The following is a 13,192-nucleotide window of genomic DNA, read 5'->3' as shown; positions in this document are numbered from 1 at the left end:
GGTATGAAAATCGTATCAGGAATCTACGGAGGGCGTCCCCTCAAGACGCTAGAAGGCAAGACGACGAGGCCGACATCAGATAAGGTGCGTGGAGCTATCTTTAACATGATAGGCCCCTATTTTGAGGGTGGTCGTGTCTTGGATCTTTATGCTGGCAGTGGCGGTCTGTCTATTGAAGCTGTGTCAAGAGGGATGTCCCATGCTGTCTTAGTGGAACGGGATCGAAAGGCACAAGCTATCATCGCTGAAAATATCCAAATGACCAAAGAAGTTTCTAAATTTCAGCTCTTAAAGATGGAAGCTGAGCGTGCTTTGGAGCAAGTTACAGGTCCCTTTGACCTGGTCTTTTTAGATCCTCCCTATGCCAAGGAACAAATCGTTGCAGATATCGAAAAAATGGCGGAAAGAAATCTCTTCTCTGAAGAAGTCATGGTCGTCTGCGAAACCGATAAGTCTGTAGAACTTCCAGAAGAAATCGCCTGCTTAGGCATCTGGAAGGAAAAAATATATGGGATTAGTAAGGTGACAGTCTATGTCAGATAAAATTGGATTATTTACAGGATCATTTGATCCGATGACAAATGGACATCTGGATATCATTGAACGCGCCAGCAAACTCTTTGATAAGCTCTATGTCGGGGTGTTCTACAATCCCCACAAACAAGGTTTTCTCCCTGTTGAAAATCGCAAACGGGCAGTCGAAAAAGCTGTGGCGCATTTAGATAATGTAGAGGTAATAGCTTCTCACGACCAATTAGTTGTTGATGTTGCAAGAAGATTGGGAGCTAAAACTCTTGTCCGTGGTTTGCGGAATGCTACAGACTTGCAATATGAGGCTAGTTTTGACTACTACAATTATCAACTGGCTCCAGAAATCGGGACTGTCTACCTACATAGTCGCCCAGAGCATCTCTATATTAGCTCGTCAGCCGTGAGAGAGCTCCTGAAGTTTTGTCAGGAGATTCAGCAATATGTCCCAAACAGTGTTGTGGAGGAATTAGAACATGAAGAAAAAAACTAGATGGCCCTTATATGTCATCCTAGCACTAGTATTGACTTTTTTAGCCTTTGTAGTACCTTTACCATACTACATAGAAGTTCCAGGTGGAGCGGAAGATATTCGTCAAGTTTTAAAAGTCAATGAAACAGAAGACACAGAAGCAGGAGCTTACCAGTTTGTGACAGTTGGGATTCGACATGCAACCCTGTCGCATCTTGTCTATGCTTGGTTAACACCTTTCACGGATATTAGAAGCGCTCAGGAGACTACGGGTGGCTCTACTGATGCAGAGTTTATGCGGATCAATCAGTTCTACATGCAAACTTCTCAAAACATGGCCAAGTATCAAGGCTTGAAGACGGCTGGCAAGGATATAGAACTCAAGTACCTGGGAGTCTATGTCTTGACCGTGACAGAAAATTCAACTTTTAAGGGCATTCTGAACATTGCGGATACAGTGACGGCTGTTAATGACAAAACATTTGACAGTTCAAAAGACCTGATTGATTATGTCAACTCTCAAAAACTAGGGGATCCAGTCAAGGTAACCTACGAAGAAGACGGAAGAGTCAAGACTGCTGAAGGTAAAATTATCACTCTTGAAAACGGGAAAAACGGGATTGGGATTGGTTTAATTGACCGTACGGAAGTGACCAGTGATGTTCCAATTCGCTTTTCAACAGCTGGTATCGGGGGTCCAAGTGCAGGTCTCATGTTTAGCCTAGCTATTTACACCCAGATAGCAGATCCAGGACTTCGTAATGGCCGCATCGTTGCGGGAACGGGAACTATTGATCGCGATGGAAATGTTGGCGATATTGGTGGAATTGACAAAAAAGTAGTTGCAGCCTCTCGTCAGGGAGCCAACATCTTTTTTGCTCCTGACAATCCAGTCACCGAGGAAGCGAAAAAAGCAGATCCCAATGCGAAAAGCAACTATGAAACAGCCTTAGAAGCTGCTAAAACCATCAAGACAGAGATGAAAATCGTTCCCGTAAAAACCTTACAAGATGCGATTGATTACCTCAAAAAGAATCCCTAATTCGTAGAAAAATCGAAAACTAGCGCGCAAGCAGAGAAGATGGTATAATAGTCAAATGGTTCAATTATTATTCACTCTAAGTAGTCATATACTCTTTATTTATTTGAGTTTTTACCTTTTGAAGGACCTTGTGAGATGGGAAAAGGTTTTAAAAGTGACCGCTACTAACACAAAAAAAGTTCGTTTGTTGGTAGGCTTCTTTAGTATTGTAATGGGCTACATCTTGAGTTCATTCTTTATCAGTTTGTACCAACTGTGGCAAGAAGCACTTAGAGGACTGTTATAAAATCAAAAGTAAAGGAAAAACTATGGAAAAAATTGTGGTTCAAGGCGGAGATAATCGTCTGGTCGGGAGTGTGACGATCGAGGGAGCAAAGAATGCAGTCTTGCCCTTGTTGGCAGCGACTATTCTAGCAAGCAAGGGGAAGACAGTCTTGCAGAATGTCCCAATCTTGTCAGATGTTTTCACCATGAATCAAGTGGTTCGTGGTCTGAACGCCAAGGTTGATTTTGATGAGGAAGTTCATGTTGTCGAGGTCGATGCGACTGGTGATATCACGGAGGAAGCTCCATACAAGTATGTCAGCAAGATGCGGGCATCGATCGTTGTCTTAGGACCAATCCTTGCTCGCGTAGGCCACGCCAAGGTATCCATGCCAGGTGGTTGCACTATTGGGAGTCGTCCGATCGACCTCCACCTCAAAGGTTTGGAAGCTATGGGGGCAAAGATTAGCCAGACAGCTGGTTACATCGAAGCCAAGGCAGAACGCCTGCATGGAGCTCATATCTACATGGACTTTCCTAGTGTTGGCGCAACACAAAACCTCATGATGGCAGCGACTCTAGCTGATGGTGTGACGGTCATTGAAAATGCTGCGCGTGAGCCAGAAATTGTTGACCTCGCTATTCTCCTTAATGAAATGGGAGCCAAGGTCAAGGGAGCCGGTACAGAAACAATCACAGTGACTGGTGTTGAGGAACTCCATGGAACAACTCATAATGTGGTACAAGATCGTATCGAAGCTGGAACCTTTATGGTGGCTGCAGCTATGACTGGCGGAGATGTCCTCGTTCGTGATGCAGTCTGGGAACATAATCGCCCCTTAATCTCAAAACTACTTGAAATGGGTGTTGAAGTGACAGAGGAATCAGAAGGCATCCGTGTTCGTTCTCAACTTGAAAACCTCAAGGCTGTTCATGTAAAAACTTTACCACATCCAGGCTTCCCAACAGATATGCAGGCGCAATTTACAGCTCTGATGACAGTCGCAAAAGGGGAATCCACCATGGTGGAAACGGTGTTTGAGAATCGCTTCCAACACTTAGAGGAAATGCGCCGTATGGGCCTGCATTCGGAGATTATCCGTGATACAGCTCGTATTGTCGGAGGACAGGCTTTACAGGGGGCAGAAGTTCTATCAACGGACCTTCGTGCCAGCGCAGCCTTGATTCTGACAGGTTTGGTAGCACAAGGAGAGACAGTTGTCGGTAAATTAGTCCACCTTGATAGAGGTTACTACCGCTTCCATGAGAAGTTAGCTCATCTAGGAGCGAAGATTCAGCGGATTGAGGTTGATGATGAAGAGGAATAGAAATAAAAATAAGAGAATACGCTATGTACTCCGTCGCTTACTGTTGATTTTTATCGTACTCTTGCTGGGATTCGTTGCTTTAGGAATCGGCTTGATGATTGGCTATGGTATCTTAGGAAAGGGACAGGATCCGTGGGCTATCTTGTCTCCGGCGAAGTGGCAAGAATTGATTAGCAAATTTACAGGAAATTAGGCTGGGAGACCAGTCTTTTTCTAAAGAAATAAGGAGAAAAATGAACAAAAAAACGAGACAGGCTCTGATAGGGTTACTTATATTCTTACTCTTGGCTGCTGGAAGCTATTATATCAAGCAGATGCAGTTGACATCAAACACGCCTAAAACCAAAGTTAGTCAGAAAAAACAAGCTTCAGAAGCTCCTAGTCAGGAGCTGGCTGAAAGTGTCTTAACCGAGTCGGTCAAGAATCAAATAAAAGGTGGTCTAGAATGGAATGGGGCAGGTGCCTTTATTGTTAATGGTAATAAAACCAATCTAGATGCTAAGGTTTCTAGCAAACCCTATGCGGATAATAAAATAAAACCAGTCGGGAAAGAGACCGTCCCGACTGTTGCCAATGCTATCTTATCCAAAGCGACTCGGCAGTATAAGAATCGTGAAGAGACTGGAAATGGATCCACCTCTTGGACGCCACCAGGATGGCATCAGGTCAAGAATCTAAAGGGAACCTATACACATGCAGTTGATAGAGGACATCTGCTGGGCTATGCCTTGATAGGTGGTTTGGATGGTTTTGATGCCTCTACCAGCAATCCCAAGAACATTGCAGTCCAGACAGCTTGGGCAAACCAAGCGCAGGCTGAGGATTCGACAGGTCAGAACTACTATGAGAGTTTGGTCAGAAAAGCCTTGGACCAGAATAAGAGAGTCCGTTATCGGGTGACGCTTCACTATGCGACAAATGAGGATCTAGTTCCATCCGCTTCACAAATCGAAGCCAAGTCTTCGGATGGTGAATTGGAATTCAATGTCCTGATCCCCAATGTTCAAAAGGGAATCCAGCTTGATTACCGAACAGGTCAAGTCACAGTGACAAACTAGAAACAATCTACAAAAGAACAAAAATCGCTCCTTTGTTTATCATACGATAAGGGAGCGATTGTATAAATTGGAAAATAATGTGATTCCTACGCTAATTTGTGATATAATGGAACACAAGATACTATTTTAGGAGAAGGACTATGGAAGACCCGAGCAGTCAGAATTTGTTGCTACAGTTTGTACTTTTAGTTGTATTGACCTTTTTAAATGCCTTTTTCTCAGCTACAGAAATGGCTATGGTGTCACTAAATCGTGCCCGAGTAGAGCAAAAAGCAGAAGAAGGAGATAAACGTTATATCCGTTTGTTAAAGGTACTTGAAAACCCTAATCACTTTTTATCAACGATTCAAGTCGGTATCACCTTAATCACGATCTTGTCAGGGGCCAAATTGGCGGATACCCTTGGACAAGTGATCGCATCTTGGATGGGAAGCGGAGAGACGGCTTACGCCATTGCAAGTTTCCTCTCTTTGGCATTCTTGACCTATATCTCCATTGTTTTTGGTGAGCTCTATCCTAAGCGGATTGCCCTCAATCTGAAAGATGCTTTGGCGATTCGAACAGCACCAATTATTATTGGTCTTGGAAAGATTGTAAGTCCCTTTGTCTGGCTACTATCTGCTTCAACTAATTTGTTGAGTCGTGTGACCCCAATGACCTTTGATGATGCTGATGAAAAGATGACACGTGATGAAATAGAGTACATGCTCACCAATAGTGAAGAAACACTGGATGCAGATGAGATTGAAATGCTACAGGGGATCTTTTCTCTAGATGAACTAATGGCTCGTGAGCTAATGGTGCCTCGTACAGACGCCTTTATGGTAGATATTCAGGATGACAGTAAGGCGATTATCGAAAGTATTTTGAAGCAAAATTTCTCACGTATTCCTGTTTATGATGGGGATAAGGACAATGTCATCGGTTTGATTCATACCAAGCGCTTGCTAAACGCTGCCTATGCGGATGGTTTTGAAAATATTGTCTGGAAACGAATCCTCCAAACGCCACTATTTGTGCCTGAAACTATCTTTGTGGATGATCTCCTTAAAGAGCTTCGAAATACCCAAAATCAAATGGCTATCTTACTAGACGAATACGGTGGTATGGCTGGTTTGGTAACTCTGGAAGACCTCCTGGAGGAAATCGTCGGCGAAATTGATGACGAAACGGACAGAGCAGAAATCGAAGTCCATCAAATCGGTGAGGATACCTATATTGCACAAGGAACCATGAATCTTAATGACTTCAACGACTATTTTGGCGTTGAACTAGAAAGCGACGATGTGGATACTATCGCCGGTTATTATTTGACGGGTGTTGGTACGATCCCAACAACTGAAAAAATCAGTTATGAACTGGTCAGTCAAAACAAGCAGGTTATCTTGACCAATGATAAGGTGAAAAATGGACGTGTTACCAAGGTAAAAGTTCAAATCACCGAAATAGAACCCGAAGAAGAAACCGAGTAAAACAGTGATTTTCGTCACTGTTTTTTATTCGTCCCAAAAGATTTTCAAAGTTGTCCTTATTTGTCCGAAGAAAAAAACAAAAAAGCCCGATTTACGGGCTTTTCATTCGGTTAATTCCTGTTATTTCAGGTATTGAAAGGCGGTAGACGGATTTGAACCGACGATCAAGCTTTTGCAGAGCCGTGCCTTACCACTTGGCTATACCGCCTCAACGTTTAATATTATACCTTGAAAATGATTCTACGTCAATAGTTTCTTAATCGAAAATCCAATTTAGAAGATTGCCCTTTCTGATTGGATGGAAAAATGGGGAGAGAAAATCTGAAAATCAGGCTTTATAGAGCCTTAACTTCCCTTTTGATTCTATAGATAGCAAACAAAGAATAGAAAAATTTGATAAATGAAAGTTTTTTGTGGTTACACGCCTAAATATTCTGAAAATTCGTTTACTTTTTGAGAAATCTATGGTATAATTGGCAATAAGCCTAAATTTTTTAAGAGGAGTTACATACATGAAAAAAAGTAGAGTATTTGTTACAGCAGGGATTGCTTTGCTGGCAACTGGCGTTCTCGCTGCTTGTGGTTCTTCAAAATCATCTGATTCAACAGCTCCAAAATCCTATGGTTATGTTTATTCAGCTGACCCAGAAACATTGGATTACCTCATTTCAGGGAAACAAAGTACCAAAATTGCCACTTCAAATGGTATCGATGGTCTCTTTACAAATGATAAATATGGGAATTTGACTCCTGCAGTTGCAGAAGACTGGTCAGTCTCAAAAGATGGGTTGACTTATACCTACAAGATTCGTAAAGGTGTCAAATGGATGACATCAGATGGCGAAGAGTATGCTGAAGTGACAGCGAAAGACTTCGTAAATGGCTTGAAACACGCAGCTGATAACAAGTCTGAAGCACTTTATCTAGCAGAAGATTCAGTTAAAGGTCTAGCTGACTATAAAGCTGGAAACAATAAAGACTTTTCTTCAGTAGGTGTAAAGGCAGTTGATGATTATACTCTTGAGTATACTTTGAACAAACCTGAACCATACTGGAACTCTAAGATGGCTTATTCAATCTTCTGGCCATTGAACGAAGAATTTGAAAAATCAAAAGGATCTGACTTTGCTAAAGCGACTGACCCTACATCATTGCTTTACAATGGACCATTCTTGCTGAAAGGTTTGACTGCTAAGTCTTCTATCGAGTTCGCTAAAAATGAACAATACTGGGATAAAGACAATGTTCATCTTGATAAAGTAACACTTGCTTACTATGATGGTTCAGACCAAGAGTCTATTGAACGTAACTTTACAAGTGGAGCTTATAGCTATGCCCGTCTTTACCCAACAAGTTCAAACTACTCTAAAGTAGAAGAAACCTACAAGGAAAATATCTTCTACACCCCATCAGGACCTGGTATTGGTGGTTTGGGTGTGAATATTGACCGTCAAGGTTACAAATACACTTCTAAGACAACTGATGAAGAGAAGACTTCTACTAAGAAGGCCCTTCTTAACAAAGACTTCCGTCAGGCCTTGAACTTTGCCTTTGACCGTACTTCTTACTCAGCACAAATCAATGGTAAAGAAGGTGCTCCTCGTGCCGTTCGTAACCTCTTTGTAAAACCTGACTTCGTCTCTGCTGGTGAAAAAACTTTCGGTGACTTGGTAACTGAAAAGATGGCTGCTTACGGTGATGAGTGGAAGAATGTAAACTTTGCAGATGGTCAAGATGGACTTTTCAACGCCGATAAAGCCAAAGCCGAATTTGCCAAAGCCAAAACAGCATTGGAAGCAGAAGGTGTGAAATTCCCTATCCACTTGGATATCCCAGTAGACCAAACTGCTAAAAACTATATCGCACGTATCCAATCCTTCAAACAATCCGTTGAAACAGTGCTTGGTGAAGGCAATGTAGTCATCGATATCCAACAAGTTTCTAAAGATGAGTTTACTAATATTACCTACTATGCGGCGAATGCAGCAGCAGAAGACTGGGATCTCTCAGGTGGCGTTGGATGGAACCCAGACTATGAAGATCCATCAACTTACCTTGATATCTTGAAAACAACGAATGCTGAACAAACAAAAACATACATGGGTTACGAAGGTGCAGATAATGCTGCAGCAGCTCAAGTTGGTTTGAAAGAATACGATAAGCTAGTTGATGAAGCTGCTAAAGAAACAAGCGACTTGAATGTTCGTTATGAAAAATACGCGGCTGCTCAAGCTTGGTTGACAGATAGCTCACTCATCTTGCCAGCTATGTCATCAACTGGTGCTGCACCATTCATTTCTCGTGTTGTGCCATTCACAGCATCATACAGTCAATCTGGAGATAAGGGCTCAGACGTATACTTCAAGTATATTCAGTTACAAGATAAGGTTGTAACAAAAGCTGACTATGAACAAGCTCGTGAAAAATGGCTCAAAGAGAAAAAAGAATCAAACGAAAAAGTTCAAAAAGAATTGGCTAATCACGTTAAATAAATAACTCTCAAGAGAACTTTCTCTCCATGAGGAGAAGGTTCTTTTGGGATTTTAAAAGGAAACGATATGAAGAAATATATTTTTATGCGTGTATTGCGTTCATTGGTGTCTATCTTCTTGGTGACAACCTTGACCTACACGATTATCTATACGATGGTTCCTCGAAAACTGATTTTCAAGCAGGATACCAACTATAACAAGATTGCAACGACGCCAGATAAACGGGATAACTATGAAAATACCGTTTATGAGCGGATGGGCTATATCGAGTACTACGATACCAAGGAGTTGCAAGAAAAAGCGAGCACAATGGACTCATCTGTAACAGTAGATGCCAATGATACAAATAAGGCAATCTACGAAAAATACATCAACCAACTAGGTAATGGTTGGACACTCGGTGTATTCTCAGAAAGTGGTCAATTCTATGCCACGCGTGAAATTCCAATTTTTGAACGTGTTTTCAAATTCTACTCGAACTTGCTCGACATTGATCATACAAACAAGATTCAAGACCCTGAAAATCCAAACTTGGAACGTTATCTTCGTTTTGAAAATGACCCTGCTATCGGTTGGTCATTGGTTGGTTCAGGTACAAAACATAAATATCTTTTGTATTTCAACAATCAGTTCCCATTTGTACACCAAAACTTTGTGAACATTAACTTGGGAGACTCTTACCCAACTTATGCAAACACACCAGTGCTTCAAGTTATCACGCAGGGGCAAGGACAAACCAAGACATCAGAAGTTCAATTCCCTACGGGTAAAAAGACTTCCTCTGTAGATATTTACTCTCGTACCTACAAGTCACCAAGTCAAGCAGATGCGCGTGAGGTAGCTAACTATGGTAAAGACGATCCATATACAGCTACAGAAAGCAATTATCAATATCCATCAATGATTGCAAGCTCGGCTGTTGCTGGTTTGATCGGTTTGGTTATTTCTTATGCGATTGCCATTCCTCTTGGATCTGCTATGGCTCGCCACAAGAATACTTGGATTGATAGCTTCTCGACAGGTGCTCTAACCTTCTTGCTTGCCCTTCCAACGATCGCTTTGGTTTACATCGTGCGCTTGATTGGATCATCTATTGGTCTGCCTGACTCATTTCCTATCTTGGGGGCTGGAGATTGGCGTTCCTACGTCTTGCCAGCAGTCATTCTAGGTCTATTGGGTGCGCCAAGTACAGCTATCTGGATTCGTCGTTATATGATTGACTTGCAATCTCAAGATTTCGTTCGATTTGCTCGTGCAAAAGGACTGTCTGAAAAAGAAATTTCAAATAAACACATCTTTAAAAATGCCATGGTTCCTTTGGTTTCAGGTATTCCTGGTGCCGTAATCGGGGTTATTGGTGGTGCAACATTGACAGAAACAGTCTTCGCCTTCCCAGGTATGGGTAAAATGTTGATTGACTCTGTTAAGGCATCAAACAACTCAATGGTAGTTGGTCTTGTCTTCATCTTCACATGTATTTCTATCTTCTCACTCTTTGTAGGAGATATCTGGATGACCATGCTTGACCCACGTATTAAATTGACAGAGAAAGGAGGCAAATAATGTCAACAATCGGAAAAGAAAAATTTCAGTTCGTAAAACGTGACGATTTTGCCTCTGAAACAATTGATGCTCCTGCCTATTCATACTGGGGTTCTGTATTTAGACAGTTTCTAAAGAAAAAATCAACAGTCTTTATGCTAGGAATTTTGGTTGCCATTATCTTGATGAGCTTTATTTACCCAATGTTCTCAGATTTTGACTTCAACGATGTAAGTAAGGTCAATGACTTCTCTGCTCGTTTTATCAAGCCCAATGCTGAGCATTGGTTTGGTACAGATAGCAATGGTAAATCCTTGTTTGACGGGGTTTGGTTTGGGGCGCGTAACTCTATCCTCATCTCTGTCATTGCCACTTTTATCAACCTTGTGATTGGGGTTATTGTTGGTGGAATTTGGGGAATTTCAAAATCCGTTGACCGCGTCATGATGGAAGTTTATAACATTATTTCAAACATTCCATCTCTCTTGATTGTCATTGTCTTGACTTACTCAATTGGTGCTGGTTTCTGGAATTTGATTTTTGCCATGAGTGTGACAACTTGGATTGGGATTGCTTATATGATTCGTATCCAAATCATGCGTTACCGTGACTTGGAATACAACCTTGCTTCTCAAACACTTGGAACACCAACCTTTAAAATCATCGTTAAAAACATCATGCCACAATTGGTATCCGTTATTGTTTCTACGATGACCTTGATGTTGCCAAGCTTCATCTCTTATGAAGCCTTCCTTTCCTTCTTTGGATTGGGATTACCTGTAACAGTGCCAAGTTTGGGACGTTTGATCTCAGATTACTCACAAAACGTTACGACCAACGCTTACTTGTTCTGGATTCCGTTGACAACCTTGATCTTGGTATCCCTATCTCTTTTCGTTGTTGGTCAAAACCTAGCGGACGCTAGTGATCCACGTACACATAGATAGGAGTAGACATGACAAAAGAAAATAATGTAATTTTGACTGCTCGTGATATTGTCGTGGAATTTGACGTTCGTGACAAAGTTCTGACGGCTATCCGAGGAGTTTCTCTGGACCTGATTGAGGGAGAAGTTCTTGCATTGGTAGGTGAGTCTGGTTCTGGTAAATCTGTTTTAACAAAAACCTTTACAGGGATGTTAGAAGACAATGGACGTATTGCCCAAGGAAGTATCGACTATCGTGGACAAGACTTGACTGCTCTTACTTCTAACAAGGAATGGGAGAAGATTCGTGGTGCTAAAATTGCGACCATCTTCCAAGACCCTATGACAAGTTTGGACCCAATCAATACAATCGGTAGCCAAATCACTGAAGTTATTGTTAAACATCAAGGGAAAACAGCTAAGGAAGCCAAAGAGATGGCAATCGACTATATGAACAAGGTCGGAATTCCAGACGCTGAAAAACGTTTTGACGAGTATCCTTTCCAATATTCTGGAGGGATGCGCCAACGTATCGTTATTGCAATTGCCCTTGCCTGTCGTCCAGATATCTTGATCTGTGACGAGCCAACAACGGCCCTTGACGTTACCATTCAAGCGCAAATCATTGATTTGCTTAAAACCTTGCAAAATGAGTACCACTTTACCATTATCTTTATCACCCATGACCTTGGTGTGGTAGCAAGTATTGCCGATAAGGTAGCGGTTATGTATGCTGGTGAAATTGTAGAATACGGTACTGTTGAGGAAGTCTTCTACGATCCACGTCATCCATATACTTGGAGTCTCTTGTCTAGCTTGCCTCAGCTTGCTGATGATAAAGGAGAATTGTACTCTATCCCGGGAACACCACCGTCTCTTTATACTGAGTTGAAAGGTGATGCTTTTGCCCTTCGTTCAGATTATGCGATGCAAATTGATTTTGAAGAGAAGGCACCTAAGTTTTCAGTCACTGATACCCACTGGGCTAAGACTTGGTTGCTTCATGAGAATGCTCCTAAAGTTGAAAAACCTGGAGTCATTGCAGATTTGCATGACAAGATTCGTGATAAAATGGGCTTTGCTCATCTAGAAGACTAGGAGGAAGGAAATGTCTGAAAAATTAGTAGAAATTAAAGATTTAGAAATTTCCTTCGGTGAAGGAAGTAAGAAGTTTGTCGCGGTTAAAAACGCCAACTTCTTTATCAACAAGGGAGAAACTTTCTCTCTTGTAGGTGAGTCTGGTAGTGGGAAAACAACCATTGGTCGTGCCATTATTGGTTTAAATAATACCAGTAAAGGAGAGATTATCTTTGATGGCCAGAAAATTAATGGCAAAAAATCTCACAAGGAATCCTCAGACTTGATTCGTCGTATCCAGATGATTTTTCAGGACCCTGCAGCAAGCTTGAATGAGCGTGCGACGGTTGACTATATCATCTCTGAAGGTCTTTACAACTACCACTTGTTTAAAGACGAAGAAGATCGAAAAGAAAAAGTTCAAAAGATGATCCATGAAGTTGGACTTTTGAAAGAACACTTGACCCGTTATCCACACGAGTTTTCTGGTGGTCAACGTCAGCGTATCGGGATTGCCCGTGCCCTTGTGATGGAACCTGATTTTGTCATTGCAGATGAGCCAATTTCAGCCTTGGACGTATCAGTGCGTGCGCAAGTTTTGAACTTGCTCAAGAAGTTCCAAAAAGAGTTGGGCTTGACTTATCTCTTTATCGCGCATGACTTGTCAGTTGTTCGCTTTATCTCGGACCGTATCGCAGTTATTTATAAGGGAGTTATCGTCGAAGTGGCGGAGACAGAGGAGTTGTTTAACAATCCTGTCCACCCCTACACTCAAGCGCTTCTATCTGCTGTACCGATTCCAGATCCAATCTTGGAACGCAAGAAGGTCTTGAAAGTTTACGATCCTGACCAACATGACTATGAGACAGACAAGCCATCTATGGTAGAAATTCGTCCAGGTCACTATGTTTGGGCTAACCAAGCGGAAGTTGCTCGATACAAAGAAGCTCTTAAAAAATAAACCGATTAGGAGAGGACCGAAAGGTCTTCTC

13 protein-coding genes and 1 tRNA gene are annotated in these 13,192 nt (G+C 41.9%); 13 read left to right on the top strand and 1 reads right to left on the bottom strand.

Translation table 11 applies throughout. The annotated features are described in order from the left end of the window. Positions 1-3 precede the first annotated feature (3 nt). From rsmD to GOM48_RS08335, 8 genes are all read left to right on the top strand, one after another. Positions 4-543, top strand: a complete 540-nt coding sequence (rsmD, locus tag GOM48_RS08370; protein WP_000706947.1) for a 16S rRNA (guanine(966)-N(2))-methyltransferase RsmD — start codon at positions 4-6, stop codon at positions 541-543. After that, entirely contained in the window at positions 533-1,021 is a 489-nt protein-coding gene (coaD, locus tag GOM48_RS08365; protein ID WP_001280709.1) for a pantetheine-phosphate adenylyltransferase, read from the top strand. Before rsmD ends, coaD begins: the two co-directional genes overlap by 11 nt. Next, entirely contained in the window at positions 1,005-2,042 is a 1,038-nt protein-coding gene (locus tag GOM48_RS08360) for a SepM family pheromone-processing serine protease (RefSeq protein WP_000730769.1), read from the top strand. Before coaD ends, GOM48_RS08360 begins: the two co-directional genes overlap by 17 nt. Positions 2,043-2,097: 55 nt before the next feature. Further along, positions 2,098-2,328 carry a DUF1146 family protein gene (locus GOM48_RS08355; RefSeq protein ID WP_002892633.1) on the top strand — a complete coding sequence of 77 codons (231 nt, stop codon included), beginning with the start codon at positions 2,098-2,100 and terminating at the stop codon, positions 2,326-2,328. A 22-nt stretch (positions 2,329-2,350) separates the two neighbouring features. Beyond that, entirely contained in the window at positions 2,351-3,634 is a 1,284-nt protein-coding gene (gene murA / locus GOM48_RS08350; RefSeq protein WP_000411923.1) for a UDP-N-acetylglucosamine 1-carboxyvinyltransferase, read from the top strand. Continuing rightward, positions 3,621-3,827 (top strand): DNA-directed RNA polymerase subunit beta, encoded by a 207-nt coding sequence (locus tag GOM48_RS08345; protein ID WP_000828205.1) that lies wholly within the window; start codon positions 3,621-3,623, stop codon positions 3,825-3,827. Before murA ends, GOM48_RS08345 begins: the two co-directional genes overlap by 14 nt. Positions 3,828-3,867: 40 nt before the next feature. Then, positions 3,868-4,692, top strand: a complete 825-nt coding sequence (locus tag GOM48_RS08340) for a DNA/RNA non-specific endonuclease (RefSeq protein WP_001036766.1) — start codon at positions 3,868-3,870, stop codon at positions 4,690-4,692. A 140-nt stretch (positions 4,693-4,832) separates the two neighbouring features. Continuing rightward, complete coding sequence (locus tag GOM48_RS08335; protein WP_000390050.1) at positions 4,833-6,164, top strand: hemolysin family protein; 1,332 nt, start codon at positions 4,833-4,835, stop codon at positions 6,162-6,164. A gap of 137 nt (positions 6,165-6,301) precedes the next feature. Here GOM48_RS08335 and GOM48_RS08330 read toward each other — a convergent pair. Then, positions 6,302-6,372 (bottom strand) — tRNA-Cys (locus tag GOM48_RS08330). A 304-nt stretch (positions 6,373-6,676) separates the two neighbouring features. On the opposite strand from GOM48_RS08330, the gene GOM48_RS08325 reads away from it, so the two are divergent. The 5 genes from GOM48_RS08325 to GOM48_RS08305 all read left to right on the top strand — a co-directional run bounded on the left by GOM48_RS08325 (position 6,677) and on the right by GOM48_RS08305 (position 13,161). After that, complete coding sequence (locus tag GOM48_RS08325; protein ID WP_000749717.1) at positions 6,677-8,656, top strand: peptide ABC transporter substrate-binding protein; 1,980 nt, start codon at positions 6,677-6,679, stop codon at positions 8,654-8,656. Positions 8,657-8,722: 66 nt separating this feature from the next. Further along, complete coding sequence (locus GOM48_RS08320; protein ID WP_000759921.1) at positions 8,723-10,219, top strand: ABC transporter permease; 1,497 nt, start codon at positions 8,723-8,725, stop codon at positions 10,217-10,219. Next, positions 10,219-11,145, top strand: coding sequence for an oligopeptide ABC transporter permease OppC (gene oppC, locus GOM48_RS08315; RefSeq protein ID WP_000103934.1), 927 nt, complete (start codon positions 10,219-10,221; stop codon positions 11,143-11,145). Before GOM48_RS08320 ends, oppC begins: the two co-directional genes overlap by 1 nt. An 8-nt stretch (positions 11,146-11,153) precedes the next feature. Beyond that, positions 11,154-12,221: an ABC transporter ATP-binding protein gene (locus tag GOM48_RS08310; protein ID WP_000159698.1), complete on the top strand. Its 1,068-nt coding sequence runs from the start codon at positions 11,154-11,156 to the stop codon at positions 12,219-12,221. 10 nt (positions 12,222-12,231) lie between these two features. Continuing rightward, the gene (locus GOM48_RS08305; RefSeq protein ID WP_001291316.1) at positions 12,232-13,161 is read left to right on the top strand and encodes an ATP-binding cassette domain-containing protein; all 930 of its coding nucleotides are present in this window, start codon (positions 12,232-12,234) and stop codon (positions 13,159-13,161) included. The last annotated feature ends 31 nt before the right edge of the window (positions 13,162-13,192 follow it).

Source organism: Streptococcus oralis (genome assembly GCF_021497885.1).
Classification (GTDB): Bacteria; Bacillota; Bacilli; order Lactobacillales; family Streptococcaceae; genus Streptococcus; species Streptococcus oralis_BQ.
The sequence above is the reverse complement of the archived record's forward strand: the minus strand, read 5'-3'. Positions and strand labels throughout refer to the sequence as shown.